The following is a 22,490-nucleotide window of genomic DNA, read 5'->3' on the forward strand; positions in this document are numbered from 1 at the left end:
GGGAGCAACCGGAATGGGTTCGGTTCGCGTAGCCATCGTCGGCGTGGGCAACTGCGCCGCGTCGCTGGTGCAGGGAGTCGAGTACTACAAGGACGCCGACCCGGCGTCCAAGGTCCCCGGCCTGATGCACGTGCAGTTCGGCGACTACCACGTCCGTGACGTGGAGTTCGTCGCCGCGTTCGATGTCGACGCGAAGAAGGTCGGCCTCGACCTCGCGGACGCCATCGGCGCCTCCGAGAACAACACCATCAAGATCTGCGACGTGCCCCGCACCGGCGTGACCGTCCAGCGCGGCCACACCCTCGACGGCCTCGGCAAGTACTACCGCCAGACCATCGAGGAGTCCGCCGAGGAGCCGGTCGACGTCGTCCAGGTCCTCAAGGACAAGCAGGTCGACGTCCTCGTCTGCTACCTGCCGGTCGGCTCCGAGGACGCGGCGAAGTTCTACGCCCAGTGCGCCATCGACGCCAAGGTCGCCTTCGTCAACGCCCTCCCGGTCTTCATCGCCGGCACCAAGGAGTGGGCCGACAAGTTCACCGAGGCGGGCGTCCCGATCGTCGGTGACGACATCAAGTCCCAGGTCGGCGCCACCATCACGCACCGCGTCATGGCGAAGCTGTTCGAGGACCGCGGTGTCATCCTCGACCGCACGATGCAGCTGAACGTCGGCGGCAACATGGACTTCAAGAACATGCTCGAGCGCGAGCGCCTGGAGTCCAAGAAGATCTCCAAGACGCAGGCCGTCACCTCGCAGATCCCCGACCGGGAGCTCGGCGAGAAGAACGTCCACATCGGCCCGTCCGACTACGTCGCCTGGCTCGACGACCGCAAGTGGGCCTACGTCCGCCTGGAGGGTCGCGCGTTCGGTGACGTCCCGCTGAACCTGGAGTACAAGCTCGAGGTCTGGGACTCCCCGAACTCCGCCGGTGTCATCATCGACGCCCTGCGCGCCGCGAAGATCGCCAAGGACCGCGGCATCGGCGGCCCGATCCTGTCGGCGTCCTCGTACTTCATGAAGTCCCCGCCGGTCCAGTACTTCGACGACGTGGCCCGCGAGAACGTCGAGAAGTTCATCAAGGGCGAGGTCGAGCGCTGACGAGACAGGGCACTGCGCTCTAAGGCTCGTCCCGTCCCGGGCTCTTGAGGGTCCCCGAGGCATTGCGCCCGGGGACCCTCCCCGTATGTGAGGCTGGCCCCATGGCCGTCGTACGTGATCTGCGCGTCCTGCTCCGCTTCCGGAACTTCCGGCGCCTGCTCGCCGTACGACTGCTGTCCCAGGGCGCCGACGGCGTCTACCAGGTCGGCCTCGCCACATACGTCGTCTTCTCGCCGGAGAAGCAGACCTCGCCCGCCGCGATCGCCTCCGCCATGGCGGTCCTGCTGCTCCCGTACTCCCTGGTGGGCCCCTTCGCGGGAGTGCTCCTCGACCGCTGGCGCCGCCGGCAGGTCTTCCTCTACGGCAATGTGCTGCGCGCCCTGCTGGCCACGGCCACGGCGCTGTTGATGCTCGGTCACGTACCCGACTGGCTGTTCTACGTCTCCGCCCTCTGCGTCACCGCCGTCAACCGCTTCGTGCTCTCCGGCCTGTCCGCCGCGCTGCCGCGCGTGGTCGACGCCGAGCGACTCGTGATCGCCAACTCGCTCTCCCCGACCGCCGGAACACTGGCCGCGACCGTCGGCGGCGGCCTCGCCTTCGTCGTACGGCTGGTCGTGTCCGACTCCGACGCCGCGGTCGTGCTGCTGGGCGCCGCGCTGTATCTGTGCGGAGCCGCCGCCTCGCTGCGGATGCCCCGGGAACTGCTCGGTCCCGACCCGGAGTTGGTGCGTCCGCGTCTGGGCACGGCGCTCTCGGGCACCCTTCGTGACCTGCGGGCGGGCGTACGTCATCTCGCCGCACCCGCGCGCCGGGAGGCCACCTGGGCGCTGGCGTCGATGACGCTGATGCGGTTCTGCTACGGCGCCCTCACGGTCATGGTGCTGATGCTCTGCCGGTACGCGCTGTCGTCGGATCCGGACGAGGGACTCGCCCTGCTGGGGCTGGCGGTGGGCGTGTCCGGCGCCGGATTCTTCGCCGCCGCCGTGCTGACGCCCTGGGCGGCCGGACGGCTCGGCCCCGGCCGCTGGATCGTGGTGTGTGCCGCGGCGGCCGCCGTTCTCGAGCCGGCGCTGGGGCTGCCATTCGCCACCGGCCCGCTGCTCGTGGCGGCCTTCGTCCTGGGGCTGACCACACAGGGCACGAAGATCGCCACCGACACCATCGTGCAGTCCTCGGTCGAGGACGGCTTCCGTGGCCGGACCTTCTCCGTCTACGACGTCCTGTTCAACGTCGCCTTCGTGGGCGCGGCCGGCGTGGCCGCGCTGATGCTGCCACCGGACGGGCGGTCTGCGGCGCTGGTGATCGTGGTGGCCGTGATCTACGCGGCGGTTGCGGTGTCTATGGCCCGCTTTGAGCGTCGATAAGTGTCACATCAGTGCCACAGACTCACTCCCGGGTGCGGTGATGTCAGTGGGGGCCGATAGCTTACGTGCGTCTTATCCGATCTTTATGCGCGTCGTTCTTCCGCGTCACGCACCCAGCTTCTAGGGGGATCCCCAAGTGACCACTCCGCCGTCCCAGGGCAACCCGTTCGCGCAGGGCCAGCCCCAGGGCCAGAATCCGTACGCCCAGGGCCAGCCGCAGGGCGGGAACCCCTTCGCGCAGGGGCAGCCCCAGGCTCCCTTCGCCCCCGCTCCGGAGCAGCCCCGCCGCAAGCTCAGCTTCAAGACGATCAAGAACATCGTCATCGTGATCGCGGTCGCCAGCGTGGCGATCGGTGGCTTCATAGCCAGCCGGGACGACGCCAACACCGCGGCCGTCGGCGACTGCATGCACCGCGGCAGCACCGACGACAACAACCCGGACCTGGAGGTCGTCGACTGCAAGGACGCCAAGGCCGAGTACGTCGTGCTGGCGAAGGTCGAGGGCTCCTACTCCGCTCTGACCGCCGAGTCCAAGTGCGCCGAAGAGGCGAAGGACTTCCAGTACTCGTACACCGAGTCCGGCGACGGCAGCGACTTCCTGCTCTGCCTGAAGGACTACAAGAAGTAAGGCAGACAGCGAGAGGGGCGATGTTTCACGTGAAACATCGCCCCTCTTCACATCCGAGGTGCCCTGTGAGCTTCGTGAGGAGGTCATGTTTCACGTGAAACATGACCTCGTTTCACGCGCTCAGCTCTGCGCGGCCCACCACTCCTTGAGTGCAGCGACCGCCTCGTCGTGCTCCATCGGCCCGTTCTCCAGCCGCAGCTCCAGCATGTGCTTGTAGGCCTGGCCGACCTCGGGACCCGGCTTGATACCCAGGATCTCCATGATCTGGTTGCCGTCCAGGTCGGGCCGGATGGCGTCCAGCTCCTCCTGCTCCTTCAGCTGGGCGATGCGCTCCTCCAGACCGTCATACGCCCGGGACAGCGCGGCCGCCTTGCGCTTGTTCCGCGTCGTGCAGTCCGAGCGGGTCAGCTTGTGCAGCCGGTCGAGGAGAGGGCCGGCGTCCCGGACGTAACGGCGCACCGCGGAGTCGGTCCACTCACCGGTGCCGTAGCCGTGGAATCGGAGGTGGAGCTCCACCAGGCGGGAGACGTCCTTGACCAGCTCGTTGGAGTACTTCAGCGCGGCCATGCGCTTCTTGGTCATCTTCGCCCCGACCACCTCGTGGTGGTGGAACGAGACCCGGCCGTCCCTTTCGAAGCGACGGGTGCGTGGCTTGCCGATGTCGTGCAGCAGCGCGGCCAGCCGGAGGGTCAGGTCCGGACCGTTGTCCTCCAGCGCGATCGCCTGTTCCAGGACGATCAGGGTGTGCTCGTAGACGTCCTTGTGCCGGTGGTGCTCGTCGCTCTCCAGACGCAGGGCCGGTAGCTCGGGCAGCACACGCTGGGCCAGCCCGGTGTCGACCAGCAGCGTCAGGCCCGTGCGAGGGTTCGCGGAGAGGATCAGCTTGTTCAGCTCGTCGCGCACCCGCTCGGCCGAGACGATCTCGATCCGCCCGGCCATCTCCGTCATCGCCGTGACGACCTCGGGAGCCACCTCGAAGTCGAGCTGCGCGGCGAAACGCGCGGCCCGCATCATCCGCAGCGGATCATCCGAGAAGGACTCCTCGGGTGTGCCCGGGGTACGCAGCACACGTGCCGCGAGATCGTCGAGCCCGCCGTGCGGGTCGATGAACTTCTTCTCCGGCAGGGCCACCGCCATCGCGTTCACGGTGAAGTCACGCCGGACGAGGTCCTCCTCGATGGAGTCGCCGTACGAGACCTCCGGCTTGCGCGAGGTCCGGTCGTAGGCCTCCGACCGGTAGGTGGTCACCTCGATCTGGTAGCCGTCCTTCTGCGCGCCGACCGTGCCGAAGGCGATCCCGACGTCCCATACGGCGTCCGCCCAAGGCCGCACGATCTTCAGGACGTCCAGAGGGCGGGCATCGGTCGTGAAGTCCAGGTCGTTGCCGAGCCGGCCGAGCAGCGCGTCCCGTACCGAGCCGCCGACCAGGGCGAGTGAGAACCCGGCCTCCTGGAAGCGGCGGGCGAGGTCGTCGGCGACAGGGGCGACCCGCAGCGGCTCGGTCACCGCACGGTGCTGCTCCTGGTTCACGGCGCTGGGGATTTCTTCGTTGGCGTTCGGCACAACAGAAGAGGGTACGTGGCTCGGCGGACCACGGGCGCCCCGATTATCCGCGCCCGGCTCCGCCACCGATATCCGCTCAAGACCTGCCCTCGCGACGTACACCGGCGCTCCCCTTTATACGTGCACATACGGGACAGCGGGCGAGAGTCCCCCGATCTTGTGGAGCAGTCCGCGGCACTTACCCTCAGCGCGCATCGTTACCATGCGTGGACGCACATTCCGACGACCACTGACGACGACGAGGGACGGGCGAGCGCGTGGCCGAGGCGGCAGACATCCAAGGGACGTGTCCCTCACCTGCCCGCCGGTGGCTGCTGCGCACCGGAGCACTGCTGGCGGGGGCACCCCTGCTGGCCGGCCTGTGCCAGCTGCCCGCGGCGCCGACCGCGGACGCCGCCGGCCAGACCTCCGCGAAGGCCGCCTCCGGCCCGCGCACGGTGGCCGTCGCCCTCGACTCCTTCAGCCCCGCCGTTCCCACGGACGGCGACACCCTCACCGTCTCCGGCACGGTGACCAACAACGGCAAGGACACGATCACCGACGCCGAGGTGGACCTGCACGTCGGCCCGGAGCTGACCACCCGCTCGGAGATCGACACCGCCACCAAGAACACCGGTTACGTCCCGGGCGCCGACGGGAGCGAGGTCGGTGGGGACTACAGCCAGGAATTCGCCAAGCTCACCCCCGGCGTCTCCGAGCACTTCAGCATCTCCGTGCCGGTCGACGAGCTGGACCTCGGCGGCGACGGCGTTTACCAGTTCGGTGTCTCGCTGACCGGCGAGACCGCCGCGAAGCCCTGGGGACAGGTGCTGGGCTTCCAGCGGACCTTCCTCCCGTGGCAGCCCGAGGAGGCGGAGCCGAGGACGAAGACGACGTTCCTGTGGCCGCTGGTCTCCACGGCGCGCATGACGGCGGAAACGGGTTCGAACGAGCAGCAGACCCCGGTCTTCCTCAACGACGACCTCGCGAAGGAGATCGCTCCGGGCGGCCGGCTGGCGCAGATGGTGGCGCTGGGCAAGGACCTCGGCATCACCTGGGTGATCGACCCGGACCTGCTGGCCTCCGTCGACGCGATGACACGCAGCTACGAGGTGCGGAGCGGGGACGACACCACGCCGGGCCGCCAGCAGGCGGTCGCCAATCAGTGGCTCGCCGAGCTCCAGAAGGCGGTGGCCGGCAAGGAGGTCGTCGCGCTGCCCTTCGCCGACCCGGATCTGGCCTCCCTGGCCCACAACGGCACGGACGTCACCGGCTCGCTGAGTCAGTACAAGGCGGCCACGGACGTCGCCGCCACCACCGTGGAGTCGATCCTCCACGTGAAACCGAGCACCGACTTCGCCTGGCCGGTCAACGGCGCGATCGACCCGTCGATCGTGAAGGTCGCCACCTCCGCGGGCGCCGACCGGGTGATCGCCCGCAGCGACAGCCTCCAGGAGACCAGCGGTCTGCCGTACACGCCGTCCGCGGCCCGTCCCATCGGCGGCGGGACCACCGCGGTGGTCGCGGACGCCCGGCTGTCGACGGCCTTCGAGGGGGATCTGACGAAGGCGTCCGCGGGCACGCTGGCCGTGCAGCGGTTCCTCGCCCAGAGCCTCGCCCTGAACCTCCAGACCGACAAGCAGCGCAACATCGTCGTCGCTCCGCAGCGCATGCCGAGCGCCAGCCAGGCCCGGGCGATGGCGGAGGCGATCACCGCCCTCCAGGGCGGCACCTGGACGGAGACCCAGGAACTGACCGCCACCGCCGAGGCCAAGCCGGACGCCGACGCCACCACCAAGGTGCCGCCGTCCTCGGCGTACCCCTCCGCGCTGCGCAAGCAGGAGCTGCCCCGCGAAGCCTTCGAGCAGATCGCGACCACGCAGGACAAGCTGGACGACTTCAAGGTGATCCTCCGCTTCCCCCTGCGCGTGGTGACCCCCTTCGGCCGGGCCATAAACCGTGAGATGTCCACGTCGTGGCACGGCCGCTCCGCCGAGGCGCAGAGCTATCGCGACGGCGTGGAGGGCTACCTCGACGACCTGGCCGACCAGGTCAAGCTGATCGAGAAGTCGGAGACGAAGCTCTCCGGCCGCAGCGCCACCATCCCGGTGACGGTGCAGAACAACCTGGTGCAGGGCGTCGACAACCTGGTGCTGCGACTCACCTCCACCAGCCCCACGCGTCTGGAGATCGGCGGCAAGGCCTACGACGAGCAGCCGGTCTCCGTCTCCGGCGGACACAGCCAGTCGGTGAAGTTCGACACCTCCGCCAACGCCAACGGCCGGGTGACGGTGATCGCCCAGCTGTTCACGGAGGACGGGAAGCCGTACGGCGAGGCCGTCCAGTTCGATGTGAAGGTCACCGAGATCACGGCCACCGTGATGCTCGTCATCGGCGGCGGAGTGCTGCTGCTGGTCCTCGCCGGCTTCCGGATGTACACCCAGCGCAAGCGGGCGGCCGCCCGGGAGGACGAGGGCCAGGACAAGGCGGACGCGTCGGCGGACGCGGAGCAGCCCGCCGACACGCCGGAGAACCCGCAAGACCCCGACGACCGTCCCAAGGAGGAGTCGGGCACCCGGCCCGGGGCAGACGACCCGGTGCAGCCGAGTGACCCGACACCGGACACCGCAGCGGAAAGCGCCGACCCGTCCGGCACGGGTGAGAGAGTGGACCGTTGAGGATGTCGTGGCCGGTGGGCCCGGGACGATGAGGTGGGGTAAGCATGAACGCGCCGTACGACGGTGACCGCGGCCAGGCCGTGGGCAGCTCGGGCTACCCCGAGGGCCCGCCGCCCGAGCACGGCCAGGTGCCGCCGCAGCACCCCGCGGACATGTACCTCCAGGACGCCTACGAGCAGGACCCGTACCGGGCGCAGGACCTCACCGCCCAGGACCCGGTCGCCGAGGCGCTGTACGACCGTGCCGCGCACCCCCCGCCGCCTCCGGGCACGTACCCGCCACCGCAGCAGCTGTACGCCCAGCCGCCGCAGTCGCCGTACGCCCCCGACCCGAACGTGTGGGCGCAGACCCCGGCGCCCGAGCCGGACGGCGCCACCCAGTACCTGCCGTACGGCGACGACCCCCGCACCACCCAGTACGTGGGCGTGGACGACCTGGTCACCCAGGCCGCCGAGGAGCGCCAGGAGCACGACGCCTTCGCCCACCTCTTCCGCGACCAGCAGCAGAGCGGCGTCCGCCCGCCGATGGACCACCCGGCGGTGCCCGGTCCGGCCGCCGCGCCGGGCACGGGACAGGGAGCGGCACCGGAGTACCTCTCACCCGAGCAGTACGAGACATCCGGGCCGTACGAAACGCCTGCGGGGCAGTACTCGGCGCCCGAGCAGTACGAGCCCGAGGCCTCGGCTCCGGCCCCCGCCGCCCCCGCACCGAAGAAGGGCGGCAAGGCCGCCGGCCTGCTGAAGTCCAGCGCGGTCATGGCGGCGGGCACGATGGTCTCCCGCCTCACCGGGTTCATCCGCTCGGCCATGATCGTCTCGGCGCTGGGCCTGATGCTCCTCGGCGAGTCCTTCCAGGTGGCCTACCAGCTGCCGACGATGATCTACATCCTGACCGTCGGCGGCGGCCTGAACTCCGTGTTCGTGCCGCAGCTCGTGCGGGCCATGAAGGACGACGAGGACGGCGGCGAGGCCTACGCCAACCGGCTGCTGACCCTGGTCATGGTGAGCCTCGGTGTCCTCACCGCCCTCGCCATGCTCGGCGCCCCGCTCCTGGTACGCGCCCTGTCGAACCCGCTGGCCTCGGACCCCGCCGCGTTCGACGTCGCCGTCACCTTCACCCGGTACTTCCTGCCCTCGATCTTCTTCATGGGCATCCACGTGGTGATGGGCCAGATCCTCAACGCCCGGGGCCGCTTCGGCGCGATGATGTGGACCCCGGTTCTGAACAACATCGTCATCATCGTCACGCTGGGCCTGTTCCTGTGGGTGTACGGCACCGCCGAGCACTCCGGCATGACCGTAGAGAACATCCCGCCGGAGGGCGTCCGGCTGCTGGGCATCGGCGTCCTGCTCGGCCTCGTCGTCCAGGCCCTCGCAATGATCCCGTACCTGCGGGAGACCGGCTTCAGGCTGCGCCTGCGCTTCGACTGGAAGGGCCACGGCCTCGGCAAGGCCGCGATGCTCGCCAAGTGGACCATCCTCTTCGTCCTCGCCAACCAGGCGGGCGCGCTGGTCGTCACCCAGCTGGCCACCGCCTCGGTCGTGGACACCAAGATCGACGGCACCGGCTTCAGCGCCTACGCCAACGCCCAGCTCATCTGGGGCCTGCCGCAGGCCATCATCACCGTCTCCCTCATGGCGGCGCTGCTGCCGCGGATCTCCCGCTCGGCCGCCGAGGACGACAGCGGAGCCGTCCGCGACGACATCTCCCAGGGCCTGCGCACGACCGCCGTCGCGATCGTTCCCATCGCCTTCGGCTTCGTCGCCCTCGGCGTCCCGATGTGCACCCTGATCTTCGGCACCTCGGGCACGCACGCGGCCACGAACATGGGCTACATGCTGATGGCCTTCGGCCTCGGCCTGGTCCCGTACTCGGTGCAGTACGTCGTGCTGCGCGCGTTCTACGCCTACGAGGACACCCGCACCCCCTTCTACAACACGGTCATCGTCGCCGCGGTCAACGCGAGCGCGTCCGTGCTCTGCTACCTGCTGCTGCCCGCCCGCTGGGCCGTGGTCGGCATGGCCGCCTCGTACGGCCTGGCCTACGTCATCGGCGTCGGCGTCGCCTGGCGCCGGCTGCGCAAGCGGCTGGGAGGCGACCTGGACGGCTCCCGCGTGCTGCGCACCTACGCACGGCTGAGCATCGCCTCGGTGCCCGCGGCACTGGTGAGCGGCGCGGCCTGCTACGGCATCACGCAGGCCCTCGGCCAGGGCGCCCTCGGCTCCTTCGCCGCGCTGCTAGCCGGCGGGGCGGCCCTGCTGGGGATCTTCTACGTCGCCGCCCGTCGGATGCGCATCGAAGAGCTGAACTCGCTGGTCGGCATGGTGCGCGGACGTCTGGGCCGCTGAGACGGGGGGTACGCGCACAACCATCGTCCGCCACCGTGTGTCGTGCATAGCGGCGGACTGTGGGCACAATTGGTTTCGGCGTCGGACGGCGCGCACGGGTCGTACGGCGCGCAATGGATGGGGAGGCAGGAACGACGGTGGCGGAACGGAGCACGGCTGCCGTCGACGTGGCAGACAACAGCGGCGACAAGTCGCTGACCGCCAAGGCGGACCAGGCGGACCAGTCCACGGCCGACGGGGTGGCCCAGAAGCGGGAGCGGGACACGGAGCAGAACGAGGCACAGGGGAGTGGCGGGACCGAGGGTCCCGGGAAGAAGGCCTCACCGCCCGAGTTGCACAGCGGCCACAAGCTCGCCAGACGCTACCGGCTCGAGGACTGCGTCACCCGTCTGGACGGTTTCAGCAGCTGGCGTGCGGTCGACGAGAAACTCCGCCGTGCCGTCGGCGTCCACGTCCTGCCCGCGGACCACACCCGCGCCCGTGCCGTACTGGCCGCGGCCCGCTCCTCCGCGCTGCTGGGCGATCCCCGCTTCGTGCAGGTCCTCGACGCCGTCGAGGAGAACGACCTCGTGTACGTCGTGCACGAGTGGCTGCCTGACGCCACCGAGCTGACCACGCTGCTCTCCGCGGGGCCGCTGGAGCCGCACGACGCCTATCAGCTGGTCAGCCAGGTCGCCTCCGCCATGGCCGCCGCGCACCGCGAAGGCCTGTCCCATCTGCGCCTGAACCCCAACGCGGTGCTGCGCACCTCCACCGGCCAGTGGCGGATCCGCGGCCTCGCCGTGAACGCCGCACTGCGCGGCATCAGCTCCGACACCCCGCAGCGCTCCGACACGGAGGCCATCGGCGCCCTGCTGTACGCCGCGCTCACCCAGCGCTGGCCGTACGAGAACGACGCCTACGGACTGTCCGGGCTGCCCAAGGACGTCGGACTGATCGCCCCGGACCAGGTACGCGCCGGTGTCCACCGCGGCCTGTCGGAGCTCGCCATGCGCGCGCTCGCCAACGACGGCGCGACCGCCTCCCGCCACGAGTCCCCGTGCACCACGCCCGAGGAGCTGGTGAAGGCGATCAGCGAGATGCCCCGCATCCGCCCGCCGGAGCCCGCGTTCACCGCGCCGCCGGAGTACCAGCGCACGACCTACCAGCAGGGCACGTACGGCCGTACCGCACCGCACCCGGGCGTCACCCAGCCGGTCCCGACTCCGCCGCCCCCGCTGCAGAGCCGTACCGGCAAGGCCCTGAAGTGGGCCGTCTCGGCCCTGCTGATCGCCGCCCTGGGTCTGGGCAGCTGGCAGCTCGCGGACGCTCTGATGGACCAGGGGAACGAGCCCAAGACGCCGACCACCTCACCACCTGCCGTCGACGACGAGAAGCCGACGCCTCCCAAGAAGCTCACGATCCAAGGGGCCGTGGAGTACTACCCTGACGGATCCCCCCAGGACAGCGACAGTGTCCCGAACACGTATGACAACGACAGCACGTCGTACTGGCGGACCAAGAGCTATTACGAAGGGCCCGTACTAGCACCCTTCAAGCAGGGTGTCGGCATCATGTACGACCTCGGCTCGGCCCAGGACGTTTCCGGCGCCTCAATCGCGCTGCGTCACCCGGGCGATCACACCGCCATCACGATGTATGCCGCTGATTCGCTTTCTTCTTCGGAATCTCTCGACTCCATGAAGAAGATCGCCACGACGGAAACCTCGGGCTCACTGGCGAAACTGCAAGCCAAGGATCCGGTGAACACGCGCTACGTACTGGTCTGGCTCACGGCCGTGCCCCACGCCCAGGGCGACGAGTTCAGCCGCGCCGGCTACAAGCAAGCGATAACGGACGTGTCGTTCCTCGGCACCAGCAAATAGCGTGACCGATGAGGGGCTGGGCGTCGTGCCACCACTCGACGCCCAGCTATAGGACCGCCCCTCGCTCTCAGCGCTTTCCCACGAATGCGGACGACCTGCTGTACGCCTGAGCGAAGTGCTTCTCGATGTGAGAGAAATCCCCGCGATGGCGTTCAATATGGGCTGTCTGCAGTTCCGTCTCGACAGACAGGAGAACGGTGGGGACACCGGACTTGATCTTACAGTTCACGTCCGTTTCTGCGGTCTTTTTCTCAGCAGCGCTTATGGTGCTCGACTGCCAACGAGGGTCATCGTTCGCGTCCCAGATGTCTTCGTAGTCATACCCGAACCCGGTCATGCAAGCCTTCCACTTCGCCATGGCTTTCAGCACTCGCGGATCACGGTTGGCGTCAAGGAACGAACGCGCGTGGTATTTCAGCAACTCCACCCATTCGCGCTTGAGTCCGTCGGTTCCGTACACCTTCCGCTCGGCCTCGCCTCGGCACCCACCCATCCGGGTATCTGACGCCATCGGCTGGTCCAGCCGTCGCCCGGTATAAGCCTTGAACTCTTTCGCAGTAGGGACAAAGTCGTCCCCGTGCCCCTCATCCCCACCCTTCCGATCACCTTCGGAAACGGGTGCGTGATAACCGATCTTCCGGACCTCCTGGATATCGATCACCCCGTACCGACGCGCATTCACAGACGGTTGGTTCGGCACCTCCACCCACTTCGGCTCAGGCCAGTCGAACCCGCGCCTCTTCATACACGAATAGGCCAGCTGCTCGACGGCGAAGTCATTGGTCTGAGCTTGTTGCGGTGTCTCGACATAGGCGTCCATGGGCAGGACGATGTCAGCCCCACTCGTGACCTGGGTAGTCACCCGCACACGAGCAGGAGAGTTCGGAGACTGCGGTTGAGTGCCAGGGCCTGCCGAGGAACAAGCAGACACAAGGAAGACACTCGCGCAGACGCAAGCGATGCGCCGTGAGTTCATGTTCGTGACTTTCAAAAGAAGAGACGCCCCACCCCGAGGGGTGAGACGCCGCCATCGACAGCCCGGCCGGCAGGCCTGTGCAGGATCCTGGTTTTTCAGCCCGTCACCCGTAAACGGAACCGCAGGTCACGTTGAACTGGTGCGAGTTCATGTTGTCGTTCGCGCTCCGGCCATTGCTCAGAACGATCCGGTTGAAGAACACCTGGCCGCCGGCCCGAATGGTGAAGCACGGGCCGGAGTGATTCGAGTTGTAGTAGACAGCGATACGACTGTCCATATCCCAGTTGGTGGCACCGCTCACATTCGTCAGGACGCCATCACCGCGGTACAGAGGCGTGCTGGTCCCGTTGTACGTGATGTTCGCCCATGAGGTGCGCGAGTAGTAGTCGATGCGCAGCATCCCGTTCAGATACTGGCCACCGTTCTCGTGGAGACACACCTTGTCATAGGCGTACTCACCGGTGCATTCGACGGCACTCGCCGCGGATGCCGAGGCGACCACACATGAGGCTGCCGCAGCCGCCACCGTAACCAGCGCCGCCAGTTTTCTCTTCACGAATCATTCCCTCTCAAGGAACAAACAGATCGCCCGAACATTTCCATGATCATCCCAGGCTGTCAAGATCAACTAGTTGCAATCGTCCCTATATAGGCGGCCTTGCGTCCAGCGGTCGGGCTCATTTACTTTTGGTGCCTGACCAGCTTGAATGCCTCCAGGGAAAGCCCACGGGGAGGGGAATCGTGCCGTCTGCGGCTGACGACTGTCATTCGGCTACGGACGAGGCTCTTCTGGCCCGGCACGTCGCCGGCGACCCCGACGCCTTCGGTGAGCTCGTCCGCCGCCATCGTGACCGGCTCTGGGCCGTCGCCCTGCGCACCCTCGGCGACCGCGAGGAGGCGGCGGACGCCGTGCAGGACGCCCTGGTCTCCGCTTTCCGGGCCGCCCACACCTTCCAGGGCAAGTCGGCTGTCACGACGTGGCTGCACCGGATCACGGTGAACGCCTGCCTGGACCGCGCTCGCAAGGCGGCCTCACGCAAGACCGCGCCGGTCGACGACACCGAGCGCCTGGAGCAGCTGCTGGAGCCGCACGAGTCGGCTGCTGGGCCCGCGGAGCGCAATGATCTGCACCGCGAGCTGCTGGAGGCGCTCGGAACGCTCCCGCCCGACCAGCGTGCGGCTCTCGTGCTGGTGGACATGCAGGGCTACCCGGTCGCCGAGGCCGCTCGCATGCTGGATGTACCGACCGGGACTGTGAAGAGCCGCTGTGCGCGTGGCAGAGCCAGACTTCTGCCCCTGCTCACCCATCTACGGCCGGAAAACGCCGGTGCGGGCACACAACCGGGTGCGGGGCGGAACCGGACGCAGGGGACATCCGTCCCACCGGCAGCGGGTCCACATGAGGGGAGCCCGCACGAGGCCGGGCCAAGCGATTCAGCTGCTGTGAAGGGCGGAGGTGGGCGAGCGTGACATCCACGACGGACACGGCCGGGCACCCGGACGTCGCCGAGATCTCCGACTTCACCGAGGGCCTGCTCCCCCCTTCCCGCACTACGGACGTACGGCGCCATCTGGACGCGTGCGAGCTGTGCGCCGACGTCCATTCCTCGCTGGAGGAGATCCGGGGCCTGCTGGGCACCCTGCCGGGTCCCCCACGTATGCCCGCCGATGTCGCCGGCCGGATCGACGCCGCCCTCGCCGCTGAGGCCCTGCTGAACGCCTCGGCGCCGGAGGCGCCCGAAGCACCCGAAGCGCCCGAGGAGAGCGACGCCGACGCACCGCTGCCCGCGGCCCGAGTCGCCTCCGACGAGAAGAGCAGCGGCGGCGCCCCTGTTTCACGTGAAACATCGACCGCCGTGGACCGCCCGGCCGGACGCGCCCGTCTCTCCTCCACCGGACCGGGCCGCAAGGACCGCAGGGACCGCAAGCACAGTGGCCGCCGTCGCGCTGCCGTCCTGGGCGCCGTCCTCTCGGCCGCCGCCCTCGGACTGGGTTCCGTCCTGTGGACCTCATTGACCGGTACGCAGCCCGGCACCACGGCCCAGGAACGTCAGACCACCGCCGCCGACACCTTCTCCGAGGGACGCCTGGAGACACAGGTCGCGGATCTCCTGGCGCAGCAGCAGAACTCCAAGAAGGGCTCCCGTACTCCGGACTGGGAGGTTGAGTCCGCCCCTGCTTCCGAGCAGCCCCGTGTCTTCCAACAGCCCACCATCGCTGTCCCCGAGTGCGTCCAGCAGGGCATCGGTCGCGACGAGGAAGCCCTCGCGACCGAAAAGGGCATCTACAAGGGCACGAACGCACTGCTCGTCGTCCTGCAAGACAGCTCCGACCCCACACGGGTGACCGCCTACATCGTCGAGTCGACGTGCGTGGACCAACCGTCGGTGGGCACGGCAAAGGTGCTGCTGAAACACTCCTACGCGCGCTGAGCCACTCCCTCACGCGTTCCTGGTCCCGTGGGACCCGTCTCGTATAGCGGTCACCCGCCCGTGTGCCCGGACACAGCGGGAATGCGCGCCCCTTAGGATCCGTTGGGTGGGGTGAGAGTTCTGAGAGGGGCTCCCACCGGTCGAACGACGCAGTCCAGAGACGAGGAATCAAGCCGTGAGCGACGTCCGTAACGTGATCATCATCGGCTCCGGGCCCGCCGGCTACACCGCGGCGCTGTACACCGCGCGCGCGTCGCTGAAGCCGCTGGTCTTCGAGGGCGCTGTCACCGCGGGCGGTGCGCTGATGAACACCACTGAGGTGGAGAACTTCCCGGGCTTTCAGGACGGCATCATGGGCCCCGAGCTCATGGACAACATGCGCGCGCAGGCCGAGCGCTTCGGTGCCGAGCTCGTTCCGGACGACATCGTCTCCGTCGACCTGGCCGGTGAGATCAAGACCGTCACCGACACCGCCGGCACGGTCCACCGGGCCAAGGCCATCATCGTCGCCACCGGCTCCCAGCACCGCAAGCTCGGGCTGCCCAACGAGGACGCGCTGTCCGGCCGCGGTGTCTCCTGGTGCGCCACCTGCGACGGCTTCTTCTTCAAGGACCAGGACATCGCCGTGATCGGCGGCGGCGACACCGCGATGGAGGAGGCCACCTTCCTCTCGCGCTTCGCCAAGTCCGTGACGATCGTCCACCGCCGGGACACCCTGCGCGCCTCCAAGGCGATGCAGGAGCGCGCCTTCGCCGACCCGAAGATCAAGTTCATCTGGGACAGCGAGGTCGCCGAGATCCAGGGTGACCAGAAGCTGTCCGGGCTGAAGCTCCGCAACGTCAAGACTGGCGAGCTCTCGGACCTCCCGGTGACCGGCCTGTTCATCGCGATCGGCCACGACCCGCGCACCGAGCTGTTCAAGGGCCAGCTCGACCTGGACGAGGAGGGCTACCTGAAGGTGGACGCGCCCTCCACCCGGACCAACCTGACCGGTGTCTTCGGCGCCGGCGACGTGGTGGACCACACCTACCGCCAGGCGATCACCGCAGCCGGCACCGGCTGCTCCGCCGCCCTCGACGCCGAGCGCTTCCTCGCTGCCCTCGCGGACACCGAGCAGAAGGCCGAGCCCGAGAAGACCACTGTCTGACCCCCATCCGCCCCACGCATCATCAGTTAAGGAGCCCGCCGTGGCCGGCACCCTCAAGAACGTGACCGACGACTCCTTCGAGCAGGACGTCCTCAAGAGCGACAAGCCCGTCCTGGTGGACTTCTGGGCCGCCTGGTGCGGTCCGTGCCGCCAGATCGCTCCGTCCCTCGAGGCGATCGCCGCCGAGTACGGCGACAAGATCGAGATCGTCAAGCTGAACATCGACGAGAACCCGGGTACGGCCGCCAAGTATGGCGTCATGTCGATCCCGACCCTGAACGTCTACCAGGGCGGCGAGGTCGCCAAGACCATCGTCGGCGCCAAGCCGAAGGCCGCGATCCTCCGCGACCTTGAGGACTTCATCGCCGAGTGACCTCCCCCAGGGAGCGATCGACGTTTCACGTGAAACACGAATGGGCCAGCCCTTAGGGGCTGGCCCATTCGTATGAGAGCACTTCTTGAGAGCACTTCTTGAGAGCGCCTCTTCAGAGCACCTCTGCAGACAGCCCTTAGAGCGGCCGCAGAGCAGGCTCCTTCTGCACGGCCCCCAGCAGGCGGTCCAACGCCATCTCCACGTCTTCCTTCCAGGACAGCGTCGTCCTCAGCTCCAGCCGCAGCCGTGGGTAGGTGGGGTGCTGGCGGACCGTCTTGAAGCCCACGGCGAGGAGATGGTCGGCAGGCAGGACACAGGCGGGTTCCTTCCAGCGCGCGTCACCGAACGCCTCGATCGCCTTGAAGCCCCGCCGCAACAGATCCTTGGCGACCGTCTGCACCATCACACGGCCCAGCCCCTGTCCCTGGTAGCCCGGCATGATGAACCCCGTCATCAGCTGGACCGCGTCAGGCGAGACCGGGCTCGTCGGAAAGGCCGTGGAGCGGGGCACATAGGCCGGGGGCGCGTAGAGAACGAAGCCCACCGGAACGTCATCGACATAGACGACCCGACCGCAGGAGCCCCAGTCCAGCAGCACGGCGGAGATCCAGGCTTCCTTCTCCAGCGCCGACGTGCCTGCCTTTACCGCTGTCTCGCCGCTGACCGGGTCCAACTCCCAGAAGACGCACGCGCGGCAGCGCTTGGGCAGGTCCTGAAGGTTGTCCAGCGTGAGCGGTACGAGCCGACGCCCCATGAAGGCAGTTCCTCGCTTCCTTCGCCCGTCGCATACCCGAACGCATCGTATCCACCAAGCGATTCCATCGATACCGCCAAAATGCAAAGTGCGGGCCGTGTTCCGGTACACACCGGACACGGCCCGCACGAGGCTCTGACAGCGAAGCCGACAGCCGGATCCTCAGGCCTCCGGCTCCTCCCCGTCGTCCTCCAGCAGGCTCTTCTGAAGCACCGGGCCCTCGCCGGGGGCCAGCGTGCTCAGGATCCGCTCAAGGTCCTCTACGGAGGCGAACTCGACGGTGATCTTGCCCTTCTTCTGGCCCAGGTCCACCTTCACCCGGGTCTCGAAGCGATCGGAGAGCCGGGTGGCGAGCTCGTTCAGCGCCGGGGAGACCAGGGAGCCGGCCCGGGGGCCCTTCGCCCGCGGAGCCGCCTTGGGCCGCGATCCCATCAGGGTCACGATCTCCTCGACGGCCCGTACGGACAGCCCCTCGGCCACGATCCGGTGAGCCAGCCGGTCCTGCTCCTCCGAGTCCTCGACGGACAGCAGAGCCCGGGCATGACCGGCGGAGAGCACCCCGGCGGCCACCCGACGCTGGACCGCCGGCGAGAGCTTCAGCAGACGCAGGGTGTTGGAGACCTGCGGGCGGGAGCGACCGATGCGGTCCGCCAGCTGGTCGTGCGTGCAGTTGAAGTCCTTCAGCAGCTGGTCGTAGGCAGCCGCCTCTTCCAACGGGTTCAGCTGCGCGCGGTGCAGGTTCTCCAGAAGGGCATCCAGGAGAAGCTTCTCGTCCTCCGTCGCCCGCACGATCGCCGGGATCGCCTCCAGGCCCGCCTCGCGGCAGGCCCGCCAGCGCCGCTCGCCCATGATGAGCTCATAGCGCCCGGGGCCCAGCTGCCGTACGACGACCGGCTGGAGCAGACCGACCTCCTTGATGGAGGTGACCAGTTCGGCCAGCGCGTCCTCGTCGAAGACCTCACGCGGCTGCCGGGGGTTCGGCGCAATGGCGTCGAGCGGGATCTCGGCGAAGTGGGCGCCCATGGGAGGAGCGGGCATGTCCACAGCGCCGTTGGCCGACGGATCCTCGGTTTCACGTGAAACAGGCGGCAGCGTGGCCACCTTCGCAGCGGCCACCCCGCGATCGCTCGTCAGCGCCGGAACCGCCGTGGGAGACGTGGAAGCAGCGCCCCCTACGGGGCCTCCCACAGCACCCGCCACCGCGGTCTGCGCCGGCGTCCTCTCGGTCGGGGCCGCAGGGATCAGTGCGCCGAGACCACGCCCCAGCCCCCTCCGTCGCTCGCTCACTGGATCCCCTCCACCATGCTCTGATCGTTCTGAGCGCCGATGTGTGCGTGCGTCCCGTCGTAGCTGACGCCGACACCCCGCAGCGCGATTTCCCGTGCCGCCTCAAGATAGGAGAGGGCACCGCTCGATCCGGGATCGTAAGTCAGCACCGTCTGCCCATAGCTCGGCGCCTCGGAGATACGGACGGAGCGGGGGATGCTCGTCCGCAACACCTCGTCGCCGAAGTGGGTGCGCACCTCTTCGGCGACCTGGGACGCAAGCCGCGTCCGGCCGTCGTACATGGTGAGCAGGATCGTCGATACATGCAGCACGGGGTTGAGGTGCCCCCGCACCAGATCGACATTGCGCAGCAGCTGGCCCAGCCCCTCCAGCGCGTAGTACTCGCACTGGATCGGGATCAGGACCTCCTGGCCGGCGACCAGCGCGTTGACCGTCAGCAGGCCGAGCGAGGGCGGGCAGTCGATGAGGATGTAGTCCAACGGCTGCTCATACGCCTGGATCGCCCGCTGAAGACGGCTCTCCCGTGCCACCAGTGACACCAGCTCGATCTCCGCACCGGCGAGATCGATCGTGGCGGGGGCACAGAAGAGACCTTCGACATCGACGACCGGCTGGACGACCTCCGAGAGCGGCTTGCTCTCGACCAACACGTCATAGATGGACGGGACTTCGGCGTGGTGGTCGATCCCCAGGGCGGTGGACGCATTGCCCTGCGGATCGAGGTCGATCACCAGGACCCGACCGCCATGCAGAGCCAGCGAAGCGGCAAGGTTGACGGTCGTCGTCGTCTTCCCCACGCCACCCTTCTGGTTGGCCACCACGATGACGCGGGTCTGCTCGGGCCGTGGCAGGCCCTCGCCTGCGCGGCCCAAAGCCTCGACCGCCAGTTGGGCAGCACGACCGATGGGAGTGTCGTCCATCGGAGGCGGTGTTTCACGTGAAACATCCGCTCCCGTCGACTCGGTACGGGGACCGGGGACCGGATCGGTCATCGGTCCCGCGATGTTGGCGTCGGACCGCAAGGATTCACTCTCCTCGACTTCAGGCTCGCAATGAACAGAGCCTCCCATGTCTTCGGGGTCGTGAACCAGTGAGGCCTGGTCTTCTGTGGAGAAATCCACCTCTGTGGACAACTCCGTGCCTCTGGAGAGGGAAGGGGCGTCGGAGGAAACGGGAGCCTCGTCGAGAGAACCGAGAGGCTTACGGTCGCGGGGTTCGGCCGCAGCGCGGCCGCGACTGATGATGCCGTGCAGCAGTGAGCGACGTTTCACGTGAAACACGATGCACAGCGGCTCCGGCCGAACTGCCGCGACACTCCGTGATGCGTAGGTTTGGCAGCTTGTGTGGAGTACGTCTCGTCGATCGAGGCGATCAGCGGCGTCGCCGCGCCCGACCCGTCCGGGCCGCCTTGGCACGCTTGGCCGCGAACCGCACGCCACCGGGGCTCTCCCCGACCTCCACCCGCACGACCGTGGACAGCGGGTCGACGATCCCTTCACCCACATGCAGGATCGAGGTCTCCACGGCGCCGAGCTTGCTCAGTGCCGTGGCTGCGGCCTTCAGCTCCTCCTCGGCGGTGTCCCCCTTGAGGGCCAGCATCTCGCCATAGGGACGCAGCAGCGGGATACCCCAGGTGGCCAGCCGGTCCAGCGGGGCCACGGCACGGGCCGTCACCACATGGACCGGGGGCAGCTTGCCCATGACCTCCTCGGCACGGCCGCGGACCACCGTCACATGGTCCAGGCCCAGCAGCTCCACGACCTCGGTCAGGAAGTTGGTCCGCCGCAGCAGCGGCTCCAGCAGCGTGATCTTCAGGTCCTCCCGGACCAGCGCCAGCGGGATCCCGGGCAGGCCGGCGCCGGACCCGACGTCGCAGACCGTCACACCCTCGGGCACGACCTCGGAGAGCACCGCACAGTTCAGCAGGTGCCTCTCCCACAGGCGAGGCACCTCACGCGGGCCGATGAGCCCCCGCTGCACTCCTGCCTCGGCCAGGAGCTCGGCGTACCGGACCGCATCCGCGAAGCGATCGCCGAATACGTCACGAGCCTGCTCGGGAGCAGGGGGGAGCTCAGCTGCCTCCGTCACGGGGACCGTCCTTCCGTACCGCATCGGCGCTCCGAGCGCCGACCTGACTACCAGGCTGACAAAGTTCGGCCCCGCCTGCGCAACAGACGGGGCCGAGGAACGTACGTACCGAATCAGTTGGGCAACACGACGACGAAGCGCTGCGGCTCCTCGCCCTCGGACTCGCTGCGCAGTCCGGCGGCCTTGACCGCGTCGTGCACGACCTTGCGCTCGAACGGCGTCATCGGCTTCATCCTGACGGGCGAGCCGCTGCTCTTGGCCTCGGCGGCGGCCTTGGCGCCCAGCTCGGACAGTTCGGAGCGCTTCTTGGCGCGGTAGCCCGCGATGTCGAGCATCAGCCGGCTGCGGTCCCCGGTCTCCCGGTGCACGGCCAGACGGGTGAGCTCCTGGAGCGCCTCCAGGACCTCGCCGTCCCGGCCGACCAGCTTCTGCAGGTCACGGCTGCCCGTGTCGCTGATGATCGAGACAGAGGCGCGGTCGCCCTCGACATCCATGTCGATGTCGCCGTCGAGGTCGGCGATGTCCAGCAGACCCTCGAGGTAGTCCGCCGCGATCTCGCCCTCCTGCTCCAGGCGGGTCAGGGTGTCTGCACCCTCGGCAGCGGCGGAGGTGGTGCCTTCCGTCACGGGATGGACTCCTTCTTACTTCTTGGAGGGGGACTTGGGCCGCTGCGGACCCTTGCGCTGGCCGGACTGGGCCCGGCTTCGGCCGCCGCCGGACTTGGGCGCCGCCTTCCCGGTCGAGCCCGTGGACGTGCCGTCCTCCGGCTCGTCGGACTTGATCAGCGACGTCTTCTCGCCGCCACCGGCCGGCTTGGGCGGGGCGGCCTGACGCTTGGACTTGGGCTGCCGCTTGGGCTGCTGCCGCTTGGCGGCAGCGGTGGTGGGCGTACCGTCCTCGGTCTCGGCGACGACGGTGGCCTCGCTCTTCACCACGGAACCGTCGGCCTGGGCGGCGAGCCCGGCCTTGCTGAGGCCGTTGATGAACTTGCGCTCGTAGTCGTTGCGGTCGCGGCCCTTGGCGACGATGGCCTTGACGATGGCGCGCTCACGCCGGCTGCGGGTCTTGCCGTGGTGCGTGACGTGCTTGTAGAGGCGCTCCAGGTAGGCGGCCTGGGCCTTGGAACCCGGGGTCGGGTTGTTGTGGATGACGTACATCTGCTGGCCCATGGTCCACACGTTGGTGGTCAGCCAGTAGACGAGGACACCGACCGGGAAGTTGATGCCGAAGACGGCGAAGATGATCGGGAAGACGTACATCAGCATCTTCTGCTGCTGCATGAACGGCGTCTTCACCGTCGTGTCGACGTTCTTCATCATCAGCTGGCGCTGCGTGTAGAACTGCGACAGCGACATCAGGACGATCATGAGCGCGGTGACGATCCGCACATCGGTGAGCGAGGAGCCGAGCTCTTGGACCGTGCTGGAGCTGTCGGTGAACTTCGCGGCGAGCGGGGCACCGAAGATGTGGGCCTTCTGCGCGCTCTCCAGCAGCCGTTCGTTGATCACACCGATGGTGTCGTTCGACGCGATGCTGTTGAGCACGTGGTACAGGGCGAAGAAGAACGGGGACTGCGCCAGGATGGGAAGGCACGAGGAGAGCGGGTTGGTGCCCGTCTCCTTGTACAGCTTCATCATCTCTTCGGACTGGCGCTGCCGGTCGTTCTTGTAGCGCTCCTGGATCTTCTTCATCTCCGGCTGGAGCGTCTGCATGGCCCGGGTCGCCTTGATCTGCTTCACGAAGAGCGGGATCAGGCAGATACGGATCAGGATCACCAGGGACACGATGGACAGGCCCCAGGCCCAGCCCGTGTCAGGGCCGAAGATCGCACCGTACAGCGAGTGGAACTGGACGATGACCCACGAGACGGGTGTGGTGATGAAGCTGAAGAGGCTGGCAATCGTGTCCACTA

19 protein-coding genes are annotated in these 22,490 nt (G+C 68.2%); 10 read left to right on the top strand and 9 right to left on the bottom strand.

All coding sequences use genetic code 11. The features are described from left to right. The first annotated feature begins 13 nt into the window (after nt 1-13). The 3 genes from ACZ42A_RS14130 (at nt 14) to ACZ42A_RS14140 (ending at nt 3,088) form a co-directional block, all read left to right on the top strand. Complete coding sequence (locus tag ACZ42A_RS14130; protein ID WP_468527446.1) at nt 14-1,096, top strand: inositol-3-phosphate synthase; 1,083 nt, start codon at nt 14-16, stop codon at nt 1,094-1,096. 101 nt (nt 1,097-1,197) lie between these two features. Then, a complete protein-coding gene (locus ACZ42A_RS14135) occupies nt 1,198-2,460 on the top strand; it encodes an MFS transporter (RefSeq protein WP_468527447.1) in 1,263 nt (420 codons plus the stop codon). Between the two features lie 136 nt (nt 2,461-2,596). Then, entirely contained in the window at nt 2,597-3,088 is a 492-nt protein-coding gene (locus ACZ42A_RS14140; RefSeq protein ID WP_468527448.1) for an LppU/SCO3897 family protein, read from the top strand. A 120-nt stretch (nt 3,089-3,208) separates the two neighbouring features. Here ACZ42A_RS14140 and ACZ42A_RS14145 read toward each other — a convergent pair whose 3' ends face one another. Further along, nucleotides 3,209-4,651, bottom strand: coding sequence for a CCA tRNA nucleotidyltransferase (locus ACZ42A_RS14145; RefSeq protein ID WP_468527449.1), 1,443 nt, complete (start codon nt 4,649-4,651; stop codon nt 3,209-3,211). A gap of 257 nt (nt 4,652-4,908) precedes the next feature. Here ACZ42A_RS14145 and ACZ42A_RS14150 point away from each other — a divergent pair, with 257 nt between their 5' ends. The 3 genes from ACZ42A_RS14150 (at nt 4,909) to ACZ42A_RS14160 (ending at nt 11,521) form a co-directional block, all read left to right on the top strand. Further along, nucleotides 4,909-7,308: a DUF6049 family protein gene (locus ACZ42A_RS14150; protein WP_468527450.1), complete on the top strand. Its 2,400-nt coding sequence runs from the start codon at nt 4,909-4,911 to the stop codon at nt 7,306-7,308. Nucleotides 7,309-7,352: 44 nt separating this feature from the next. Next, nucleotides 7,353-9,656 carry a murein biosynthesis integral membrane protein MurJ gene (gene murJ / locus ACZ42A_RS14155; RefSeq protein ID WP_468527451.1) on the top strand — a complete coding sequence of 768 codons (2,304 nt, stop codon included), beginning with the start codon at nt 7,353-7,355 and terminating at the stop codon, nt 9,654-9,656. 137 nt (nt 9,657-9,793) lie between these two features. After that, nucleotides 9,794-11,521 carry a protein kinase family protein gene (locus ACZ42A_RS14160; protein ID WP_468527452.1) on the top strand — a complete coding sequence of 576 codons (1,728 nt, stop codon included), beginning with the start codon at nt 9,794-9,796 and terminating at the stop codon, nt 11,519-11,521. A gap of 67 nt (nt 11,522-11,588) precedes the next feature. Here the strand turns inward: ACZ42A_RS14160 and ACZ42A_RS14165 are convergent, their stop codons facing one another. Further along, entirely contained in the window at nt 11,589-12,341 is a 753-nt protein-coding gene (locus ACZ42A_RS14165) for a hypothetical protein (protein ID WP_468527453.1), read from the bottom strand. A 259-nt stretch (nt 12,342-12,600) separates the two neighbouring features. Further along, nucleotides 12,601-13,053 carry a hypothetical protein gene (locus ACZ42A_RS14170; RefSeq protein ID WP_468527454.1) on the bottom strand — a complete coding sequence of 151 codons (453 nt, stop codon included), beginning with the start codon at nt 13,051-13,053 and terminating at the stop codon, nt 12,601-12,603. Nucleotides 13,054-13,235: 182 nt separating this feature from the next. Here ACZ42A_RS14170 and sigM point away from each other — a divergent pair, with 182 nt between their 5' ends. The 4 genes from sigM to trxA all read left to right on the top strand — a co-directional run bounded on the left by sigM (nt 13,236) and on the right by trxA (nt 16,449). Further along, nucleotides 13,236-13,967 (top strand): RNA polymerase sigma factor SigM, encoded by a 732-nt coding sequence (sigM, locus tag ACZ42A_RS14175; RefSeq protein ID WP_468527688.1) that lies wholly within the window; start codon nt 13,236-13,238, stop codon nt 13,965-13,967. After that, nucleotides 13,964-14,929 carry an anti-sigma factor gene (locus ACZ42A_RS14180; protein ID WP_468527455.1) on the top strand — a complete coding sequence of 322 codons (966 nt, stop codon included), beginning with the start codon at nt 13,964-13,966 and terminating at the stop codon, nt 14,927-14,929. The genes sigM and ACZ42A_RS14180 overlap by 4 nt, the downstream gene beginning before the upstream one ends. Before the next feature lie 175 nt (nt 14,930-15,104). Continuing rightward, entirely contained in the window at nt 15,105-16,076 is a 972-nt protein-coding gene (trxB, locus tag ACZ42A_RS14185) for a thioredoxin-disulfide reductase (RefSeq protein ID WP_468527456.1), read from the top strand. 40 nt (nt 16,077-16,116) lie between these two features. Then, a complete protein-coding gene (gene trxA / locus ACZ42A_RS14190) occupies nt 16,117-16,449 on the top strand; it encodes a thioredoxin (RefSeq protein WP_141316111.1) in 333 nt (110 codons plus the stop codon). Between the two features lie 136 nt (nt 16,450-16,585). Here the strand turns inward: trxA and ACZ42A_RS14195 are convergent, their stop codons facing one another. The 6 genes from ACZ42A_RS14195 to yidC form a co-directional block, all read right to left on the bottom strand. Then, nucleotides 16,586-17,203: a GNAT family N-acetyltransferase gene (locus ACZ42A_RS14195; protein ID WP_468527457.1), complete on the bottom strand. Its 618-nt coding sequence runs from the start codon at nt 17,201-17,203 to the stop codon at nt 16,586-16,588. A 162-nt stretch (nt 17,204-17,365) separates the two neighbouring features. Beyond that, the gene (locus tag ACZ42A_RS14200) at nt 17,366-18,490 is read right to left on the bottom strand and encodes a ParB/RepB/Spo0J family partition protein (protein ID WP_468527458.1); all 1,125 of its coding nucleotides are present in this window, start codon (nt 18,488-18,490) and stop codon (nt 17,366-17,368) included. Further along, entirely contained in the window at nt 18,487-19,560 is a 1,074-nt protein-coding gene (locus tag ACZ42A_RS14205; RefSeq protein WP_468527689.1) for a ParA family protein, read from the bottom strand. Before ACZ42A_RS14205 ends, ACZ42A_RS14200 begins: the two co-directional genes overlap by 4 nt. Before the next feature lie 301 nt (nt 19,561-19,861). Then, nucleotides 19,862-20,578 carry a 16S rRNA (guanine(527)-N(7))-methyltransferase RsmG gene (gene rsmG / locus ACZ42A_RS14210; protein ID WP_468527459.1) on the bottom strand — a complete coding sequence of 239 codons (717 nt, stop codon included), beginning with the start codon at nt 20,576-20,578 and terminating at the stop codon, nt 19,862-19,864. Nucleotides 20,579-20,691: 113 nt separating this feature from the next. Continuing rightward, nucleotides 20,692-21,204 carry a Jag family protein gene (locus tag ACZ42A_RS14215; protein ID WP_468527460.1) on the bottom strand — a complete coding sequence of 171 codons (513 nt, stop codon included), beginning with the start codon at nt 21,202-21,204 and terminating at the stop codon, nt 20,692-20,694. A 15-nt stretch (nt 21,205-21,219) separates the two neighbouring features. Further along, nucleotides 21,220-22,488 carry a membrane protein insertase YidC gene (yidC, locus tag ACZ42A_RS14220; protein WP_468527461.1) on the bottom strand — a complete coding sequence of 423 codons (1,269 nt, stop codon included), beginning with the start codon at nt 22,486-22,488 and terminating at the stop codon, nt 21,220-21,222. Nucleotides 22,489-22,490: the final 2 nt, after the last annotated feature.

This window comes from Streptomyces sp. NPDC030838 (assembly GCF_055572035.1).

What these genes read in the sequence shown, in the direction of transcription:
- ACZ42A_RS14130 (WP_468527446.1), top strand. Translation starts at nt 14, where the DNA reads ATGGGTTCGGTTCGCGTAGCCATCGTCGGCGTGGGCAACTGCGCCGCG.
- ACZ42A_RS14135 (WP_468527447.1), top strand. Translation starts at nt 1,198, where the DNA reads ATGGCCGTCGTACGTGATCTGCGCGTCCTGCTCCGCTTCCGGAACTTC.
- murJ (WP_468527451.1), top strand. Translation starts at nt 7,353, where the DNA reads ATGAACGCGCCGTACGACGGTGACCGCGGCCAGGCCGTGGGCAGCTCG.
- ACZ42A_RS14165 (WP_468527453.1), bottom strand. Translation starts at nt 12,341, where the DNA reads ATGGACGCCTATGTCGAGACACCGCAACAAGCTCAGACCAATGACTTC.
- ACZ42A_RS14195 (WP_468527457.1), bottom strand. Translation starts at nt 17,203, where the DNA reads ATGGGGCGTCGGCTCGTACCGCTCACGCTGGACAACCTTCAGGACCTG.
- ACZ42A_RS14205 (WP_468527689.1), bottom strand. Translation starts at nt 19,560, where the DNA reads ATGGGAGGCTCTGTTCATTGCGAGCCTGAAGTCGAGGAGAGTGAATCC.